The sequence below is a fragment of the Porticoccus hydrocarbonoclasticus MCTG13d genome, from assembly GCF_000744735.1.
Classification (GTDB): Bacteria; Pseudomonadota; Gammaproteobacteria; order Pseudomonadales; family Porticoccaceae; genus Porticoccus; species Porticoccus hydrocarbonoclasticus.
In genome coordinates, this window is sequence record NZ_JQMM01000001.1 from 2,080,741 (window position 1) to 2,099,562 (window position 18,822).

Annotated in this window: 17 protein-coding genes; 4 read left to right on the top strand and 13 right to left on the bottom strand. The window is 51.1% G+C overall.

Annotated elements, in window-relative coordinates; genetic code table 11:
* Nucleotides 1-40: 40 nt before the first annotated feature.
* From dnaQ to U740_RS09925, 3 genes are read right to left on the bottom strand one after another with little or no spacing between them, the layout of a single operon-like run.
* Nucleotides 41-781 carry a DNA polymerase III subunit epsilon gene (dnaQ, locus tag U740_RS09915; protein ID WP_036860513.1) on the bottom strand — a complete coding sequence of 247 codons (741 nt, stop codon included), beginning with the start codon at nucleotides 779-781 and terminating at the stop codon, nucleotides 41-43.
* A gap of 29 nt (nucleotides 782-810) precedes the next feature.
* The gene (gene rnhA / locus U740_RS09920) at nucleotides 811-1,257 is read right to left on the bottom strand and encodes a ribonuclease HI (RefSeq protein WP_036860514.1); all 447 of its coding nucleotides are present in this window, start codon (nucleotides 1,255-1,257) and stop codon (nucleotides 811-813) included.
* A gap of 3 nt (nucleotides 1,258-1,260) precedes the next feature.
* The gene (locus U740_RS09925; RefSeq protein ID WP_051921415.1) at nucleotides 1,261-2,082 is read right to left on the bottom strand and encodes a class I SAM-dependent methyltransferase; all 822 of its coding nucleotides are present in this window, start codon (nucleotides 2,080-2,082) and stop codon (nucleotides 1,261-1,263) included.
* Nucleotides 2,083-2,161: 79 nt separating this feature from the next.
* On the opposite strand from U740_RS09925, the gene gloB reads away from it, so the two are divergent.
* Nucleotides 2,162-2,929: a hydroxyacylglutathione hydrolase gene (gloB, locus tag U740_RS09930; RefSeq protein WP_036860515.1), complete on the top strand. Its 768-nt coding sequence runs from the start codon at nucleotides 2,162-2,164 to the stop codon at nucleotides 2,927-2,929.
* A gap of 305 nt (nucleotides 2,930-3,234) precedes the next feature.
* Nucleotides 3,235-4,656: a LysM peptidoglycan-binding domain-containing protein gene (locus tag U740_RS09935; RefSeq protein ID WP_160172069.1), complete on the top strand. Its 1,422-nt coding sequence runs from the start codon at nucleotides 3,235-3,237 to the stop codon at nucleotides 4,654-4,656.
* A gap of 34 nt (nucleotides 4,657-4,690) precedes the next feature.
* On the opposite strand, the gene nqrM is transcribed toward U740_RS09935, so the two are convergent.
* The 10 genes from nqrM to U740_RS09985 form a co-directional block, all read right to left on the bottom strand.
* On the bottom strand, nucleotides 4,691-4,939 hold the full coding sequence (gene nqrM, locus U740_RS09940) for a (Na+)-NQR maturation NqrM (RefSeq protein ID WP_235189857.1): 249 nt from the start codon (nucleotides 4,937-4,939) through the stop codon (nucleotides 4,691-4,693).
* Nucleotides 4,940-5,944: an FAD:protein FMN transferase gene (locus U740_RS09945; RefSeq protein WP_036861894.1), complete on the bottom strand. Its 1,005-nt coding sequence runs from the start codon at nucleotides 5,942-5,944 to the stop codon at nucleotides 4,940-4,942.
* A 41-nt stretch (nucleotides 5,945-5,985) separates the two neighbouring features.
* Nucleotides 5,986-7,209: an NADH:ubiquinone reductase (Na(+)-transporting) subunit F gene (gene nqrF, locus U740_RS09950; protein ID WP_036860516.1), complete on the bottom strand. Its 1,224-nt coding sequence runs from the start codon at nucleotides 7,207-7,209 to the stop codon at nucleotides 5,986-5,988.
* 21 nt (nucleotides 7,210-7,230) lie between these two features.
* Nucleotides 7,231-7,848 carry an NADH:ubiquinone reductase (Na(+)-transporting) subunit E gene (nqrE, locus tag U740_RS09955; RefSeq protein ID WP_036860517.1) on the bottom strand — a complete coding sequence of 206 codons (618 nt, stop codon included), beginning with the start codon at nucleotides 7,846-7,848 and terminating at the stop codon, nucleotides 7,231-7,233.
* Nucleotides 7,848-8,507 carry an NADH:ubiquinone reductase (Na(+)-transporting) subunit D gene (locus U740_RS09960; protein ID WP_036860518.1) on the bottom strand — a complete coding sequence of 220 codons (660 nt, stop codon included), beginning with the start codon at nucleotides 8,505-8,507 and terminating at the stop codon, nucleotides 7,848-7,850. The genes nqrE and U740_RS09960 overlap by 1 nt, the downstream gene beginning before the upstream one ends.
* Before the next feature lie 5 nt (nucleotides 8,508-8,512).
* Entirely contained in the window at nucleotides 8,513-9,286 is a 774-nt protein-coding gene (locus tag U740_RS09965; RefSeq protein WP_036860519.1) for a Na(+)-translocating NADH-quinone reductase subunit C, read from the bottom strand.
* Nucleotides 9,279-10,481: an NADH:ubiquinone reductase (Na(+)-transporting) subunit B gene (locus tag U740_RS09970; RefSeq protein ID WP_036860520.1), complete on the bottom strand. Its 1,203-nt coding sequence runs from the start codon at nucleotides 10,479-10,481 to the stop codon at nucleotides 9,279-9,281. Before U740_RS09970 ends, U740_RS09965 begins: the two co-directional genes overlap by 8 nt.
* 2 nt (nucleotides 10,482-10,483) lie before the next feature.
* Nucleotides 10,484-11,830, bottom strand: a complete 1,347-nt coding sequence (locus U740_RS09975) for a Na(+)-translocating NADH-quinone reductase subunit A (protein ID WP_036860522.1) — start codon at nucleotides 11,828-11,830, stop codon at nucleotides 10,484-10,486.
* A 280-nt stretch (nucleotides 11,831-12,110) separates the two neighbouring features.
* A complete protein-coding gene (locus U740_RS09980; RefSeq protein WP_081890913.1) occupies nucleotides 12,111-13,586 on the bottom strand; it encodes a glyceraldehyde-3-phosphate dehydrogenase in 1,476 nt (491 codons plus the stop codon).
* A 194-nt stretch (nucleotides 13,587-13,780) separates the two neighbouring features.
* Nucleotides 13,781-14,449 carry a hypothetical protein gene (locus tag U740_RS09985; protein WP_036861897.1) on the bottom strand — a complete coding sequence of 223 codons (669 nt, stop codon included), beginning with the start codon at nucleotides 14,447-14,449 and terminating at the stop codon, nucleotides 13,781-13,783.
* A gap of 102 nt (nucleotides 14,450-14,551) precedes the next feature.
* Here U740_RS09985 and mfd point away from each other — a divergent pair, with 102 nt between their 5' ends.
* Nucleotides 14,552-18,001 carry a transcription-repair coupling factor gene (gene mfd, locus U740_RS09990; protein ID WP_036860524.1) on the top strand — a complete coding sequence of 1,150 codons (3,450 nt, stop codon included), beginning with the start codon at nucleotides 14,552-14,554 and terminating at the stop codon, nucleotides 17,999-18,001.
* Nucleotides 18,002-18,049: 48 nt separating this feature from the next.
* On the top strand, nucleotides 18,050-18,805 hold the full coding sequence (locus U740_RS09995) for a CsiV family protein (protein ID WP_160172070.1): 756 nt from the start codon (nucleotides 18,050-18,052) through the stop codon (nucleotides 18,803-18,805).
* Nucleotides 18,806-18,822: the final 17 nt, after the last annotated feature.

An 18,822-nucleotide genomic window follows, 5' to 3' on the forward strand; every position in this document is an offset into this window, starting at 1 on the left:
CAGCAAACAGGAGACGTGCTTATCGGGGGATGAGCCATGTCTATTCACTAACAAGAGGTTCATCAACGGCATCAGCCGCGGCAAGCCAGACACACTGGCCACCGCTGATTTGTTGAATACGGGTCAGCTGGCCACAGTGAACGGCGACCTCTTCTGCCGTGGCCTTGATGACAGGCAGTTGCGGCCGGTCAGGTGGCAGACGGCGTATCTCCTGTGTTCCGAGATCACCGGTGGTATGACTCTGCCCGCCCAGAACAAGATCCACCTGGCCACCTGTCATCATCAAGTAAACGTCTGCAAGAATTTCAGCGTCCAGCAATGCGCCGTGTAAATCACGCTGGGCATTATCCACGTCATACCGCTTGCAAAGGGCATCGAGATTATTTTTCTGGCCGGGATGACGCTGCCTGGCCATCACCAGGGTATCGACGATAGTGCAGTAATCCATCACCCGGCCAAAGCCGTCCAGCTTTCTGAACTCATGGTCAATGAATCCCACATCAAAAGGGGCGTTGTGAATCACCAGCTCAGCACCTTCAATAAAGGCCAGGAATTGCTCGGCAACGTTGGCAAATAGTGGTTTATCGGCAAGAAACTCATTACTGATCCCGTGCACCTCCATCGCCCCATCGTCCACCTCCCGCAGAGGGTTAATGTATTGGTGAAAATGTCGACCGGTGAGGCGGCGATTAACGAGCTCAACACAGCCGATTTCTATAATCCGGTGATCCTGGCTCGTTTCCAGTCCCGTGGTTTCTGTATCGAGGACAATCTGTCGCATGGTAATACCTTGTTATGCTGTGTTATTTGTTATCTGTTGTTTGATAAAAGTTCATCAATACCAAGATTTGCCAGCTGATCGGCAATCTCGTTTTCGCGGTGACCACTGTGACCCTTTACCCAGTGCCATTGAACCTCATGTCTGGCCACCTGCTGATCCAGCTGCTGCCAGAGATCAATATTTTTCACAGGTTTTTTTGCCGAAGTCTTCCAGCCTTTCTGTTTCCAGTTGGACAACCAGGTGGTAATCCCCTGCCGCACATATTCGGAGTCAGTGGTCAAAACGACTCGACAGGGTTTCTTTAATGCAGAGAGCGCCTCAATAGCAGCCGTCAGTTCCATACGATTATTGGTTGTATCCAGGGAACCACCGTAAAGTTTTTTTTCAAGATCCCCGTACCGCAGCAGTGCGCCCCAGCCACCTGGGCCGGGATTTCCCCGGCAGGCACCATCAGTAAAAATTTCTACATCCTTCAATTACTACTCTCCATCAAATGGTTTTTTTATAGCACCATTTTTCTTTGTGACCGGCAAAACCGGAAGGCTGATTGAGCGCCACAATCCGGGTTTAACCGGGGTTAGCCGGGCGGTGTATTTTCTGGCCACCACAATATAAAAGGCACCCCAGGGCAACTTACTCTTTTGGCCGATAGATTCCAGGAAGCTTCTTCGGTCCAACCTAGCCGGATGTTGCAATGGCCAGCCAAAGCAACCGGAAACGGCCTGAATGGGTTGCAGATTGAGCAACCGCAACCAATCGAGAAGACGGCTGTAACGGAGACTATGGTATGACCATATCGCACGGGAAGAGAAATATCGTGCGACCCATTTACTTAAACCAAACAGACTGAGTGGATTCACCACTACGATCACCACATGGCCACAGGGAGTCAAAACCCTTGCCACTTCATTGAGCACTTCATGGGGATAAGCAGAAAATTCCAGTGCATGGTGCAGTACCACGGTATCAATGGTTTCCGATGGTAACGGCAGGGCGTCGAAATCCGCAATTGCCGACGCGTAGCCTGGCAACGCCGCAGAGGCACCAATAGAAAAACTCTGCAAATGATTAAAATCACCAACCAACAAGCGGTTTGAACTGGCACCCAGATACATCAGACGGTGGGCACCCGATCCAGGCATCATATGCTCAAGCATGGATCTTTCGCGATGCAACAACACTTGCCCATAGCGGGACTGAAACCAGCTGTCCAGCGAACCCTGCGAGTCGGCCAGGGGACGGACAACATGCCGTTGCTCAAGAAACTCTCTTGCTGCTAGCAACCAGTTATGCCGTTTCATTCTGATTTCCGGTTTTCACCCACAAGACGAAGTTCGTTATTATGGGAAAGATCAATTTTTAAAACCACTGGAACCTATCATGCCTCTTATCGTGCACAGGTTGCCTGCATTTTCAGACAACTACCTATGGCTATTTCACCAACCGGGCAGTCGGTTGGCCTTTGTCGTCGATCCGGGAGCCGCGGAACCCGTTCTGCAGGCACTGGCAAGCCTTGACCTGGATCTTTCGGGTATTCTGATCACGCACCATCATCCCGATCACGTGGGTGGGGTCGACTCACTGCTTCACCATACGGCAGTTCCGGTCTACGGGCCACCGGACATACACCAGACAACGCATAGCCTGGTCGATGGCGACCAGCTGACTCTCGACGGCACCCACTTTAAGATCCTTGGTGTACCTGGTCACACCCTGGATCACATAGCTTTTTTTGAGGCGGAAACTCCCTTGGTATTTTGTGGAGACACACTGTTTGCAGGTGGCTGCGGTCGACTATTTGAAGGCTCTCCCGAACAAATGTGGCGATCACTATCGCGGCTTGCCGCCTTGCCGCCGGCAACGAAAATCTATTGTGCCCATGAATACACCAAGGCCAACCTCCTGTTTGCCCAAGCTGTGGAGCCAGAAAATCATGCAGTGCAGAAACGCTTAAAACAGGTCATTCAACTACGCAATCGGGCACAGGCCACAGTCCCTTCAAGTTTGGCAGAGGAACTGGCAACCAACCCCTTTCTTCGCGTAACTCAGGGTTCCGTGAGGCAAGCGGCCAGTGCCAGGGGGCTTCCTTCCGGAGGAACCGTTGAAGATGTATTCGCTATCATTCGTCACTGGAAGGATCAGTTTTAGTCCGGTCCTTCGCCACAACTCGGCTCAATATCCGATGAGTAGACCAAGCATTCCAAACTGGGCGTTTGTTCACAACACATCCCGAAGTATCAGAGATAAATTGATCTTGATGGCGCAGATAGTTAGAATCCTTAAGCTGATACTGGCAAAAAGAACATAATACCATGCAGATTTTTTTTCGAGCGTATCTTATTGTTTTTATTGCCTTAATATCCGGTTGCGCGCAACAATCAAGTCATAATTACCCACACGGTGCAGCCACCCATCCCAACAAAGCGAAGAAATCCAATACACAGGTTTCCACTGTGCCTCGGGAAAAACGGTGGATCATCTTCTCCGGAAAAAATACTGACAAAACTGAACAGGTCAACTTCACGCCCGACTCTACCGATGACTTGTGGCGGCGAGTGCGCAACGGAATGACCCTGCAAGGACACTACGATGATCCTCGCATAGTTAAACAGGTCGAGTGGTTCAGCAATAACCAGAGTTATATTGACCGCGTCATGAGCCGCGGCGAGCTGTATCTCTACCATATTGTTGAGGAGCTGGAACACAACAATCTGCCTCTGGAGTTGACACTGCTGCCGATCGTTGAAAGCGCCTACGACCCTTTTGCTTACTCTGGCAGCCATGCATCAGGACTCTGGCAGTTCATCCCGATGACTGGCGATCGATTCGGTCTTAAACAGGACTGGTGGTACGACGGCCGCCGTGATCCTCTGGCGGCAACCGAAGCGGCAATCAGTTACCTGACATACCTGAACAACTATTTTGAAGGCGACTGGCTTTTGGCTCTGGCGGCCTATAACAGTGGTGAAGGCACTGTCAGAAGAGCTATTGAACGCAACAAGCGCGACGGCAAACCAACAGACTTCTGGTCATTGAAATTACCCCGTGAAACCAGGGCCTATGTACCGCAATTGCTGGCGATATCCCGGGTAGTTGCAGACCCTGAATCCCATGGCATCGTATTGCCTTCCATTCCGGATTCGCCCTATTTTGATGTCGTCGATTTACCGGAACAACTCGATCTGGTTAAAGCGGCGGAGATGGCCAGTATTGACAGTGACACACTGCATCAGCTCAATGCCGGCTACAGTCGATGGGTCACACATCCCGAAGGTCCCCACCGTATCGTCCTGCCGGTAGAAAGCGTAGAAGGGTTTAAACTGGTGCTTAACAATACACCTGTAGCGCAATGGGCACCGATCAAGGAGTACCAAGTCAGATCAGGGGACACACTGTCAGGCATTGCTGCTGAATATGGAATAAGTGTTCATCAGTTACGCGTTCAGAATGACCTGCGGGGTGATTTACTAAAACTCGGCCAGCGCCTGAAGATTCCCGGTACTGGCCTCGATCACCACCCAAAGACGGTCTCTCTAGCCTCATACCGAGTGCAAACCGGGGATACGCTTTGGCAGATTGCCAGGGAGCATAAGGTCAGCGTTCAAGATATCGCAACATGGAGTCGACTGGACATCAATGCACCCTTAAGGCCGGGACAATTGCTTAATGTGAAAGCAAACTCAGGCTCATCAACATCGGTAAAAGGAGAAAAAAAGGTCAATTACCAGGTTCGCCGGGGCGATTCTCTATACCGCATCGCCAGCAAGTTTGACCTGAAAATCGACGACATTTTGAGCTGGAATAAACTGAACCCTGAGAATTATCTAAAACCGGGACAACAGCTGACTTTATTTATTAATCCGTTGCGTATTTGATCCACTGGACTCAAACCATAATCATAAAGCTATGTTATCGCCTGACAGCATCGTAGGCCAAATCAGTACGTTGAATCTCAGCACCTGAATTGGTCTGATTTACCTCATCGCACTTGTTCGGATCATCCCCACAAATGTCACAGCTGTAGTTTTTTTCACCCAAAGCAGCACCAACACCGCCACAGGATCCTTTTAATGGTTTCCTTCCCATCATCACGCCAACAGCCATGGCTGCAATAATCAACATCAGCACCACAAATACAAGCACGAACAACAACATCATCTAATCTCCTGACAAAAAAGGGGCAAAAGCGGATGAATAGTAGCTTTTAAAAGCTTCCCCTTCTTTGACCAACAAATAAACCGCCAGTTTATTTTCTTCAGCTACCTTAAGACTGGCATCAGTCCCCAGCACCATAAATCCAGTGGCCAATGCATCTGCAAATACAGCTTTTTCAGCAATAATGGTAACAGAAGCCAATTGATGATCGAGTGGATGACCGGTGCGCGGGTCAATGGTATGCGAATAACGCTTACCATCTTTTTCAAAATAATTGCGATAATCTCCAGAAGTTGCCACTGCCGCATCTCCCGGAATCAGGACTTTCTGAACCAAGCCTCTTTCAAGGGAAGGTACTTCAATGGCAATACGCCAGGGATCCTTGTTCGCTTTTACACCTTTCAGACGAAGTTCACCACCCACTTCAACCAGGTAATTGTTGAACCCCTCTTGCTCCAGTAATTCTGCAACAGCATCGACTGCGTAGCCCTTTGCAACCGCAGACATGTCCAGAGCGATATCGCTGGTTCTGATAATACTGGTAGCATCCGGGGTGATCTGCAGCTCATTGAAACCCACCAATCCCAGTTCAGCGGCTATATCTGTCTCCGAAGGAATCCGGTTGCCTGTGTTTTCCGGACCAAATCCCCATAGATTTACCAATGCGCCCACGGTGGGATCAAATGCCCCAGACGTCAGTTGGTGTACTTCCTTGGCAGTGTTCAACACATGCAACATGTCCTGTGAAACCGCATAGATCTGACCCACGGGTGCGCGATTCAGCAACATCAATTCCGAATCCTGCTGGTAAGTCGTGAAGGTATTGTTCAGGCTATCCAATCTGGATTGAATTTTTTGTCCAAGGTCACCACTGACTGATTGCTCACTTGGTACCAACTTGACCTGATAGGTAGTTCCCATCGTCCGACCATCGAAGACCAATTGGGACTGTCGATCGCAGGCAGACAATAGAGAAACCACTACAGCGACAAATAAAAACGAGGCCATAGGCCCCGCTTTTATTTTTAGTCGATTGATCAAATGGTTCATTAACCACCAAAGTCGTCTAGAAGAATGTTTTCTTGCTCTACACCCAAGTCGACCAGCATTTTAATCATTGCGGCATTCATCATGGGCGGACCACACATGTAATACTCACAATCTTCCGGAGCAGGATGATCTTTCAGATAATTTTCATAAAGTACCTGGTGGATAAAACCAGTGAGCCCTTCCCAGTTATCTTCGGGCTGAGGATCCGAAAGAGCGAGGTGCCACTCAAAATTGGGGTTTTGTTCAGCCAGCTCGTCATATTCCTCGCTGTAGAAACACTCCTTGAGGCTGCGAGCGCCATACCAGAAGGTCATTTTGCGATCAGTTTTTATCCGGCGAAGCTGGTCAAAGATATGCGAGCGCATGGGCGCCATACCGGCACCACCACCGACAAACACCATTTCCGCATTGGTGTCCTTGGCAAAGAACTCACCAAATGGGCCATAAACCTTGATTGTATCCCCAGGCTTCAGACTAAAGGTATAAGAGGACATCTGACCCGGAGGAATGCCCTTGGATCCAGGTGGTGGCGTCGCACAACGAATATTAAACTTTACTACACCCTTTTCCTCCGGGTAATTGGCCATTGAGTAGGCGCGGATAACGGTTTCATCGACTTTCGACTCAAGATCCAGAAATCCAAACCGCTCCCAGTCTGCCCGGTATTCTGGTTCAATATCAAAATCTTTGTATTTGACATGATGGGGAGGGCATTCGAGCTGGACATAACCGCCCGCACGGAAGTTGACATTTTCACCCTCAGGTAAACGTAACGTCAGCTCCTTGATAAAAGTCGCCACATTCGGATTGCTCTCAACCGTGCATTCCCACTGCTTTACCCCGAAGACATCCTCTGGCACCTCTACACGCATATCCTGTTTAACGGGTGTTTGACAGGAAAGGCGCCAGCCCTCTTTGGCTTCACGGCGGGTAAAGTGAGACTCCTCGGTTGGCAGCATGGCACCACCACCATCAAGGACAATGCATTTACATTGAGCACATGTGCCACCACCACCGCAGGCAGAGGGCAGGAAAAGTCCAGCGTTGGACAGGGTTTGCAAGAGCTTATTACCAGCAGCTACGGTAATTTTCTTCTCACCATTGATATCAATGGTCACATCGCCGGAACTGACCAGCTGGGACCTCGCTGCCAGAATGAAAGCCACCAATGCCAGTACGACAACGGTAAACATGACGACGCCGAGTATGATTTCCAGATTCATTATCTATCCTCTCTTCGTCGATTACAGGGATATGCCGCCGAAGGACATAAAACCCAACGACATCAGGCCAACCGTGATAAATGTAATACCCAGGCCACGTAGGCCCTCTGGTACATCACTGTATTTGAGCTTTTCCCGAATACCTGCCAGAGCCATGATGGCAAGCGCCCAGCCAGTGCCAGCACCAAACCCGTACACAGTACTTTCGGCCAGATTGTAGTCGCGCTCCACCATGAACAATGCAGCACCGAGAATGGCACAGTTCACGGTAATCAATGGCAGGAAAACGCCCAGCGCGTTGTAGAGGGCTGGAACATACTTGTCCAGAAACATCTCCATAATCTGAACGATGGCAGCAATCACGCCAATATAGCTCAACAAACCCAGGAAGCTCAGGTCAACATTGGCCAAGGCCTCAATACCTGTCCAGGAAAGCGCACCTTCAGCCAGAAGGGCTGTGTAGATGATATTGTTAACCGGTACGGTGATCGTCAACACCACGATAACCGCTATCCCTAGCCCGATAGCGGCTTCGACTTTCTTCGAAATGGCAATAAACGTACACATACCCAGGAAAAAAGCCAGGGCCATATTTTCGATAAATATTGCTCGAATCAGAAGACCAAGATAATGTTCCATTACATCGCCTCCTTGGTGCCGCTATTGGCTGAAATTGTAAAGTCCGCCGGTTCTACCTGATCTTTCTTCCTGGCGCGAATTGCCCAGATAATAAAACCAATGATAAAGAAGGCGCTTGGGGGTAGAAGCATCAGGCCATTCGGCACATACCAGCCCCCGACATTGGTAGCTGCCATGATTTCGACACCCATCAGTTTCCCCGTGCCCAACAATTCACGGAAGAAGGCCACTACAATCAGAATCATGCTGTAACCAAGACCATTGCCAATACCATCCAGAAAGCTGGGGATCGGTGGGTTTTTCATGGCAAAAGCCTCTGCACGACCCATCACGATACAGTTGGTGATAATCAGCCCCACAAAAACTGACAATTGTTTACTGATATCGTAAGCCACTGCCTTGATGATCTGATCAACAACAATCACCAGAGAAGCAATGATCGTCATCTGTACGATAATACGAATGCTACCGGGAATATGATTGCGAAGCATTGAAACAAACAGGTTGGAAAATGCCACCACAACTGTCAATGCAATACACATAACCAGTGATACTTTCATACTGGATGTCACTGCGAGCGCAGAACATATACCCAATATCTGCAAGGCAATCGGATTGTTATCGAAAATAGGTCTGACAATAATGTCTTTGATTTTCATACTGATTACGCCTCCCCGGCTTTCAGGTTGGAGAGAAATTTACCGAAGCCATTTTCACCCATCCAGAATTCAATGAGGTTATCAACGCCACGTGTTGTCAGGGTAGCACCGGACAAACCATCCACCTGATAAATAGCCTCCGGACGGGATTTATCAACAGAACCCTTGATCACTGTCAGCTGAACATCCCCATCATCCCCGTAAATTTTCTTGCCCGGCCAATTACCCTTCCAAAGTGGGTTATCAACTTCGCCACCCAGGCCAGGGGTCTCGCCGTGCTCGTAGAAGCCCAGACCGGCAACTGTATTGAGATCACCCTCAATGGCAATAAAACCATAAAGCGTGGACCAAAGCCCGGGGCCCCTGACCGGCAACACCACCTTTTCAAGGTCATCACCATCGCGCACCAAATATACGACCGCATATTTTGCGCGACGGGATATGCCGGCCACATCTGCCTCTTTCGAAAGATTCACCGAGAGCTCCGGGTTCTTTGCTGCTTTGCGCTGATCGTAAGTGTCTGGAGAAACGTCATCGGTAAACTTACCGGTGTCGATATTCACCATTTTGACCTCGATCTTTTTAAACTGTTCTTCAACACTCATACCGGGTTCAAGCAATCCGGCGGCAGAAAGAATATTGGATTTCTTGTCCAGCGCCTTGTTGGCCTGCTGGGCATCACGCAACAGCACGGCTGCTGACGACACCACCACGGAACAGACCAGACACAACGCGACAGCAACTGTCAGAACTTTACCTATCCCTTCATTACTAGCCACGTGCAAGTCTCCTTTTGATATTGGATTGCACCACGAAGTGGTCGATCAGAGGCGCGAACAGATTGGCAAATAGTATCGCCAACATGATTCCCTCCGGGAAGGCCGGATTTACAACGCGGATCAACACCGCCATAACACCAATCAATAAGCCGTACCACAGTTTGCCCGTATTGGTCATCGAGGCAGAAACAGGCTCAGTGGCCATAAATATCATGCCAAAAGCAAATCCGCCTACCACCATGTGCCAATACCAGGGCATGGCAAACATGGGATTGGTTTCAGAGCCGATAAAATTAAACAGAGTGGACAATGCAATCATACCGATCATTACACCGGCGACAATGCGCCAAGAGGCAATCCTGGTAATCAACAACAGGGCACCGCCGATAAAGATGGCCAGCGTGGAAACCTCACCGACCGATCCATGCAGGTTGCCAAAGAACGCATCCAGCCAGGTCACCTGATTCTGCAGTGCTGCCATTCCCTCACTAGCGGCAACAGACAAGGCTGTCGCGCCAGTATAACCATCGACAGCGGTCCATACCGCATCGCCAGACATTTCGGCAGGATAGGCAAAATACAGGAAGGCTCGACCGGCGAGTGCTGGATTGAGGAAATTTTTGCCGGTACCACCAAAGACTTCCTTGCCAATCACCACACCAAAACTGATACCCAGAGCCACCATCCACAGCGGCATGTCCGGGGGGCAAACAAGGGCGAAAAGGATTGAAGTGACAAAAAAACCTTCATTGATTTCGTGCCCCCGAACGGTGGCAAACATAACCTCCCAGAAGCCACCCACAACAAAGGTCACCACATAGATGGGAATGAAATAAACGGCGCCATACCAAAGGCAATCCCAGATACTATTCGGATCATGTCCGGCGAATAGGGTGATTAAAGGTCCCCTCCAGCCTTCGATGGATGTGGCATCCATACCTGCCAAGATCGTGTTGGCCTGGAAACCGAGGTTGTACATACCATAAAACATAGCCGGAAAGGCTGCCAGCCAGACGGTGATCATGACACGCTTCAGATCAATGCCATCGCGGATGTGTGAACCGTTTTTGGTCACTGTTCCCGGAGAGTAGAAAATCGTATCTACCGCTTCATAGAGGGCATACCACTTGTGCAATTTGCCGCCATGCTCGAAGTGAGGCTCAATTTTATCGAGATAATTACGCAATACTTTCATTATCAGCCCTCCTTCTCAATGCGGGCCAGATTATCCCGAAGAATCGGACCGTATTCATACTTTCCTACGCAGACATAGGTACACAGTGCCAGGTCTTCCTCATCCAACTCCAGGCAGCCCAGTTTCTGAGCTGTCTCTGTATCACCGACAATCAGTGCCCGCAATAACTGGGTGGGCAATATATCCAGTGGCATTACTTTCTCATAGTTACCCAGCGGCACCATTGCCCGCTCACTGCCATTGGTGTTGGTCGTGAAATCAAACTTTTTACTCTTATTCAGCGATGACAGATAAATGGGCATCGCTGAGTGCCGACCACTGCCTGGGGAAAGATAACGGAAAAACTCCCGTTGCCGACCTTCCAGCAAAACAGACACCTGGACATGGTAACGACCCAGGAAATCAAAAGGTCCACTAGCCGCTCTACCGGAGAGCACTGACCCGGACACCAGTCGATTCTGGCCATCCTTTAGTTCACCGGCAGTCAGGTCGGAGAGATTGGCACCCAGTCTTGTGCGAACCAGTCGTGGCTTGACAACCTGGGGGCCCGCCAGCGAAATGACTCTGCGGGTATCGATATGGCCTGTTGTGAACAATGCACCTATCGCCAGCACATCCTGGTAACCCACTGTCCAGACCATTTTGTGATCACTCACCGGATCGATAAAGTGAATATGAGTACCGGCGAGTCCAGCGGGGTGCGGCCCTGAAAAACTGTGAAGCTGAACACTGGCCGCTCCTCCGCTTTTAATAACGGAATCACTGGAAGTGCAAAGATGCACTGCCCCGTCCGTCAGACGGCTTATTACGGTCAACCCGTTCTCAAAGTCAGCTGCTCGCTCGGCAATGACCAGCGCCGGATCCGCTGAGAGCGGGTTGGTATCCATCGCAGTGACAAAAATGGAATTGGGCGACGTCGCAGATGGCGACGGCACTTTTGAATAGGGACGCGTGCGCAGTGAAGTCCACAGGCCTGAATTGACCAGATTCTCTACCACTGCCGCGCGGTCGAGGTGACTCAGCTCATCGTTGCTGTATGCAGCAAAGGTTTCCTCTTCATCACCCTCCACATCGATCACCACTGACTGGAGCACTCTCCGCTCACCGCGGTTGATGGCAGTGACCACCCCGGCAGCCGGGGCGGTATAACGGACGCCCTCGGTTTTTTTGTCAGTAAAAAGTAATTGGCCCAGTTTGACCCTGTCGCCTTCTTTGACTTCCATAGTTGGCTTCATACCAACGTAATCAGGGCCAACAACAGCAACAGATTTCACTGTGGGACCATCGTGAATGACTTGCTCGGGCGAGCCCGAAACAGGTAAGTCCAATCCCCGACGGATCTTAATCATAGGTAATGCCTATTACGAAATGTCATTAATTATTGCTCTTCTCGAGCCCCAAAAATGCAGCCGAAATCATCATGGTCATCCTACGGCAGCACCAGTGCTTTTCGTGCAAGGTGGCTTGCTGGAAGCGCACCGACACCGGCAAATAAATCGGCGCGATTATAAAGGCGGAGGCTTCCCATTACCAGTACAGACATTGTGGTAATTGATTCTCGACAAAGCACCCACCACCAACCACTTTACTCGAATCACAAGTTAACAGTGCGGCGAGACAGGCTACCCATCACGCTGTCGGGTACATCGGCCAGGATACGCCAGCCAGATTTTCCAGACATCGCACCACTTGACAGCTATAGCCAAACTCATTGTCGTACCAACAATACAGCACAACACTGTCGCCACTTACAATCGTCGCCTCTGAATCATAAACACAGGCATGCCGTGAACCGACAAAATCGGTCGAAACCGCCTCGGAAGAAATTGTATAGTCAATCTGTTGCTGCAAAGGCGAATAGAGTGCGGTTTTTCTCATGTATTCATTGAGCTCTTCTCTGGTCGTCTCACGACCCAGCTGCAAATTGAGAATCGCCATGGATACGTTGGGAGTCGGAACCCGTATCGCATTACCAGTCAGTTTGCCAGCCAGCTCCGGCAATGCCTTTGCCACCGCCTTGGCAGCACCTGTCTCGGTAATCACCATATTGAGCGCAGCACTACGACCTCGACGTGACCCTTTGTGATAGTTATCAATCAGGTTCTGATCGTTAGTGTAGGAATGTACGGTTTCCACATGTCCACGGTCTATGCCGAATTCGTCCATCAGGGCTTTCAGCACGGGCACAATGGCATTGGTGGTACAGGACGCGGCAGAAATTATTTTGGTATCTGCAGCAATCTCATTTTGGTTGATACCATAAACAATATTCGGAATATTGCCCTTGCCAGGCGCGGTGAGAATCACCTTGCTGGCACCAGGGCATTGCAGGTGCCTGGATAGACCTTCTTCATCACGCCATACACCGGTATTGTCAATCACAATTGCATTGCTGATACCGTAGCGGGTGTAATCTACCTCCGCAGGAGAGTCGGCGTAGATCACCTGAATCGGGTTGCCGTTACAAACTAGAATATTTTTATCCTCAATGACCCTGATGGTGCCGTCAAACGCACCGTGAACAGAATCACGTCGTAGCAGGCTGGCTCGTTTGGCCAAATCATCCGCACTGCCCCCCTTGCGAACCACAATGGCACGCAATCGCAACAGATCACCGCTACCTGTCTTTTCAATCAACAATCTGGCCAGCAACCGGCCGATACGGCCAAAACCGTAAAGCACCACGTCCTGGGGTTGTGGCAGCGGCTTGCGTACGCGACCGATGTCATCACCCACCTCCCGCTGCAGGAACGCAGTCAGGTTCTCACCATTACCTGAGTCCTGGTATTTTACAGTCAGCTTGCCCACGTCGATATGGGCAGGCCCCAAATCCATTTCCGACAACGCCAGAATCAGAGGGAAGGTTTCAAATTCCGATAACTCATTTTGTTCAATCTGGCGAACAAAACGATGAACCTTCATCAGGTCAATCACTGAACGATTGACCATGTTCTTGCCATACATATAGAGAGAGACGTTATTTTGCCTGTAAAGCTTTCCGATCAGAGGGATCATGGCTTCGGCCAGCGACTCGCGCTCTTTCCAGTCAGCAAAAAAGTCGGCAGGAATGGGGCGATGTTGTTCGGTCACAGGTAAACCTCTCATTTTGTTGGTCTAACACGATGGGCGGCACTCCCATCACGGGTTGGGGCGCTATTATCGGTATTCAGCCTTTTAAGGGCAACAAAGTGCGGTGAATAACCGGTACTGCGGTTCGACGATGGTTGATCTGGATCAGCAAACAGCGATGTGGTCAAAAAACCCGACACCGTAACGATAATCACTGGTCAGGGGAGTTTTTAGAGGGGGATAAATGCCATGCTGGCCACATTCAGGGCAACTGTTTTGATGACTCGCTGGTTTTTTTGGGCAATGATCAAAGCGAGCATATCCTGATGGGCAATCAATTTACCGAATAAGCGCTCGTAACTGAGGTTATAACCCTCCCCCTTGCGACTATTGGTAAGAATCAAGGCATTTCCCTGCTCGTCCAGGTGCGTTCTGATCCGCCACATGGCAATTTCAATATTGCGGGCACTGTGATAAAGCTTCTGGTGATCAAGTTTGCTCAGCATGAAAAACTCGGTTTTCAGGCCGTAGGACTCCCTGATCATCCCCGTCATTCCCACTATCAGTGCAAACACACGGTCGCCCGTAAAAGCCGGGTCTACAGACAGTTCAATGGCATCGATACCGCTGCCTCCCAGCTCAGCAAACAGGGGTTTCCCCGGATGGGTGAAAATTTGTGTAACACGGGAATCTATCGTCTTGCCGGGGACCTTCTGCAACTCTCTCGGGTTTCGCTTATATAGCTTCACCGTCAGCTCTTTGAGCAACAGTTCAACCTGCTGATAGTGCAAGTCCGCCACCATGTCGATATCCGTTTTCGCCAGATCCTGGACCCGAAAGGAGGAGCCACTGCAGCCGGTCATCACCAGCAGACACAGCAAACAAAACCCTATCAGCAATCTGCCTCTGAATGGAAAACACGGGTACAGCATATCAATCTCTCTATTGCCCCGCTAAAATAGCATACCTTCAAGGTTAACCCACAGAAGTGCCATTCCAGTATGTCGATTTTGTCACTACCGCCAGTCAACACAGCTGGCGACAAGCGCGTTTGGCAGGATGTAAACGGCGGCAGCGCCCTGGTCATTGCCGAGGCAAGCCAACAAGCACCCGGGCTGACCGTCGTCATTGCAGACTCGGCAAAAACTGCAGCTGAGCTGGAATCTGAACTGCGATTCTTCCTCGGCGAAGAGGCCGCTGTGCTCCATTTCCCTGACTGGGAAACACTCCCCTACGATATTTTCTCGCCGCATCAGGATATTGTCTCCGAGCGATTGCGAACCCTGTCTCGCTTACCGCAAACCCGCACCGGTGTCGTGATAGTGCCTGTTGGCACCCTGATGCACCGTTTGCCACCAACCGAGTTCGTCAACCAGCGCGCTTTCGATTACCGACGTGGTGACAAACTGAACCTCGATACGCTGCGCACCCAACTGGAATCCGCTGGCTATCGCTGTGTTGATACCGTGGCCGAACACGGTGAGTACGCTGTTCGCGGCGCTCTGATTGATATTTTCCCAATGGGCGCCACGCTACCTTTTCGGATCGATCTGTTCGACGATGAAATTGAAACGCTTCGCACCTTCGACCCGGACACCCAGCGCACGCTGGAACAAACCGATCACATACACCTCCTGCCCGCACGGGAAGTCCCATTGGACAAACCGGCTATCCGGCGCTTTCAGGACAACTGGCTGTCCCGCTTTGATGTCGATGAGCGACGCTGCCCGGTCTTCAGGGATGTCAGTGAGGGTATTCCACCCCAGGGAATCGAGTATTTTCTGCCCCTGTTTTTTGAAGAAACCGCCACCCTGTTTGATTACCTGCCCGATCACAGCCTTATCTTTACCGAAGGAGCTGTGGAGCAGGCCGCCGAAAAATTCTGGCAGGATGCCAGCCAGCGCTACCAGGAATACGGTGTTGATCCAACCAGGCCCCTGCTCCCCCCGGCAGCCTTATTTGTCCCGGTCGAAGAACTGTTCGGCCATCTGAAAAAATACCCCTGCACACGAATCAACAGTGAATCCGATCCGCAGAAAAATCATTTTTCCCTGCACATATCCGCTCCGCCACCGGTGGCGATTGATGCCAAGGCAGACAATCCCCTGAAAAAACTCCAGGGGCATCTGGCCAACGCCAGCCAGCGGGTACTAATCTGCGCGGAATCAGCGGGCCGCAGGGAAACCCTGCTGGAACTACTCGGCCGCCAGTCCATTCGCCCAGAAGATGTAACCAACTGGGAATCTTTTGCCGAAGGAACACAACGCCTCGCCATAATCGCCTACCCGCTGACCCGCGGCTTTGTTGTAACGCCGGCAAATATCAGCTTGATCACCGAGACAGAACTGTTTGGTCAGCAGGTCATGCAACGTCGCCGACGCAACAAAGAACGTACCGATGCCGACCAGGTCATCAAAAACCTGACTGAACTGAGCGTTGGGGCGCCCGTGGTCCATATTGATCACGGTGTCGGTCGTTACCTGGGATTGCAGACCATCAACGCCAGTGGCGAACCGCAGGAATTTCTGACGTTATCCTATGCCGACCAGGCAAAACTCTACGTCCCGGTATCATCGTTGCACTTAATCAGCCGTTACAGTGGTGCAGAAGACAGCCTCGCGCCCTTACACCGACTGGGTACAGATCAGTGGCAAAAGGCCAGAGACAAGGCCCTGCGACAGATCCGCGATACCGCCACCGAGTTGCTGGACATCTATGCCACTCGCGCAGCACGCAAGGGGTTTGCCTGCCGCGACCCGGCAGCGGACTACCGCGCTTTCTGTGCGGACTTCCCCTTCGAGGAAACGCCCGATCAGCTGGACACCATCGAAGCCGTCAGACGCGACATGCTGGCTGAGCAGCCCATGGATCGGCTTGTCTGTGGGGATGTTGGCTTCGGAAAAACGGAAGTCGCCATGCGCGCTGCCTTTATTGCAGTGGCCAGCGGAAAACAGGTGGTGATGCTGGTGCCGACCACCCTTCTGGCCCATCAACATCTGGAAAATTTTCGCGACCGCTTTGCCAACTGGCCAGTCACCATCGAGGAGCTGTCGCGGTTCCGCTCTGACAAAGAACAACAGGAGGTCCTTCACCGTGCCGGTCTGGGAAAAGTCGATATTCTGATTGGCACCCATAAGCTACTTCATGCCAAAGTGAACTATAAAAACCTGGGGCTGCTTATTATTGATGAAGAGCACCGCTTCGGCGTCCGTCAAAAAGAACAGATCAAGGCGCTACGAGCCGAAGTGGACATCCTGACACTGACGGCCACCCCCATTCCACGCACCCTGAACATGTCAATGTCAGGTATTCGGGATCTGTCGATTATCGCTACCCCCCCGGCGAGAAGGCTCTCGGTAAAATCGTTTGTCCGCCAGAACGATCCCCGAGTGACCCGGGAGGCGATACTGCGGGAAATTCTACGTGGCGGGCAGGTCTATTATTTGCACAATGAGGTCAAGAGCATTGGCAAAACGGCGCAGGTGATAGAAGAACTGGTACCGGAGGCACGGGTTAATATCGCACACGGCCAGATGCGCGAACGCGAACTGGAAAAAGTCATGTCCGACTTTTACCACCAGCGTTTCAATGTGCTGGTCTGTTCCACCATTATCGAGACCGGAATCGATATCCCCAGTGCCAACACCATCATCATTGACCGCGCCGACAAACTGGGGCTGGCCCAGTTGCACCAATTGCGGGGCCGAGTGGGACGCTCTCACCACCAGGCCTATGCCTATCTGCTCACTCCCCAGCCAAAAACCATGACGGCTGAGGCCATCAAGCGACTCGAGGCCATCACCCATGCCGATCACCTGGGATCCGGGTTTACACTGGCCACCCATGATCTGGAAATTCGCGGTGCCGGCGAACTACTCGGCGAAAATCAAAGTGGCCAGATTCAATCGATTGGTTTCACGCTTTACATGGAACTGCTGGATCGAGCCGTTGATGCCCTGCGCAAAGGCAAGGCGGTAGAGTTGAATGTGCCTCTGGCCGAAGATATCGAAATCAATCTGAACCTGCCGGCGCTGATACCCGAAGATTATTTACCGGATGTTCACATGCGTCTGATGATGTACAAGCGCATTGCCAACGCCACAACAGAAGTTGATTTATGGGAGCTTCAGGTAGAAATGATCGATCGTTTCGGTTTACTTCCCGATTATCTGAAAAACCTTTTTCAAGTCACGTCACTGAAACTTCAGGCCAGACAACTCGGTATCTGCAAGGTGGAAGCCGGACCAACCGGCGGGCGGATTGAATTTGGCAGTGATACGTTGGTTGAACCCCTGGTCATTGTACAAATGGTCCAAAAAGAGCCCACTGTTTTTCGACTTCAAGGGGCGTCAACCTTGAAATATACTCTACCGATGGAAACGAAAGAACAGCGAATTGAACAGATCCAGGCGTTATTGACTCGGTTAACCCCTGCAAACAATGGACATTAAATGAGACCACTCAGAACCGCTGGCATGCCTTTCAGGTATTTACTGTTTTTGGCAGTCACCTTAAGTACAAGCCTCTCCGAACAGACCCGAGCGGATCAAAACGAAGACTGGTATCAGGTTGAGCTGATCGTATTCAGCCAGCAGGATCTTTATCAGAATGAACGACACCCCACCAACATCACATTGGAATACCCTCAAAACTGGCAACGGCTTGAGAGCGATACCTCCACATCGGCGGACAACCCCCGACCTGCGGAACAATCGTTGATTCCTCTTGAGACAAAAGACTTCAGCCTGGGACCCGATGAATACACATTGAGCCGCGCTGCAGGCTATCGAGTACTCACCCACATAGGATGGCGCCAACCCGGACTGGGGCAGGCACAGAGCCCCTGGATTATTGTTTCGGGAGGCCATCGCCATGGCAACCACCATGAGCTGGAAGGCAGTATTCGGCTGGTAGTGACCCGCTATCTACACATTCAGGCAGATATTTGGAAAACCAGCTTTGCCAGTACACCGGGGACTGGTGGCGCCTTGCCCGGCAATCCTGTCCGACCAGACAACTGGCCACGATTGCCGGTGAAACCCTGGTTATCTGCTCTTCCGGTGTCTGACGACGCCTCACCAGTGACCACCATCGATACAAACAGTCCCGTCGATCAACGCCACCCGCCGATTAAAAAGATAGTTGTTCTCAATCAGTCGGAACAGGTGGACCTGAATAAACCGACCTATCTGGATCACCCTGAAATGGGGGTACTGGTTCTGGTAACACGCCATACTTCGACCGCGGCTGATTGACGTCAACACTCAACAAT

What these genes read in the sequence shown, in the direction of transcription:
- U740_RS09975 (WP_036860522.1), bottom strand. Translation starts at nt 11,830, where the DNA reads ATGATTAAGATCCGTCGGGGATTGGACTTACCTGTTTCGGGCTCGCCC.
- U740_RS09960 (WP_036860518.1), bottom strand. Translation starts at nt 8,507, where the DNA reads ATGAAAATCAAAGACATTATTGTCAGACCTATTTTCGATAACAATCCG.
- nqrF (WP_036860516.1), bottom strand. Translation starts at nt 7,209, where the DNA reads ATGAATCTGGAAATCATACTCGGCGTCGTCATGTTTACCGTTGTCGTA.
- mfd (WP_036860524.1), top strand. Translation starts at nt 14,552, where the DNA reads ATGTCGATTTTGTCACTACCGCCAGTCAACACAGCTGGCGACAAGCGC.
- U740_RS09970 (WP_036860520.1), bottom strand. Translation starts at nt 10,481, where the DNA reads ATGAAAGTATTGCGTAATTATCTCGATAAAATTGAGCCTCACTTCGAG.
- nqrM (WP_235189857.1), bottom strand. Translation starts at nt 4,939, where the DNA reads ATGATGTTGTTGTTCGTGCTTGTATTTGTGGTGCTGATGTTGATTATT.
- gloB (WP_036860515.1), top strand. Translation starts at nt 2,162, where the DNA reads ATGCCTCTTATCGTGCACAGGTTGCCTGCATTTTCAGACAACTACCTA.
- U740_RS09925 (WP_051921415.1), bottom strand. Translation starts at nt 2,082, where the DNA reads ATGAAACGGCATAACTGGTTGCTAGCAGCAAGAGAGTTTCTTGAGCAA.
- U740_RS09980 (WP_081890913.1), bottom strand. Translation starts at nt 13,586, where the DNA reads ATGAGAGGTTTACCTGTGACCGAACAACATCGCCCCATTCCTGCCGAC.
- dnaQ (WP_036860513.1), bottom strand. Translation starts at nt 781, where the DNA reads ATGCGACAGATTGTCCTCGATACAGAAACCACGGGACTGGAAACGAGC.
- nqrE (WP_036860517.1), bottom strand. Translation starts at nt 7,848, where the DNA reads ATGGAACATTATCTTGGTCTTCTGATTCGAGCAATATTTATCGAAAAT.
- U740_RS09945 (WP_036861894.1), bottom strand. Translation starts at nt 5,944, where the DNA reads ATGGCCTCGTTTTTATTTGTCGCTGTAGTGGTTTCTCTATTGTCTGCC.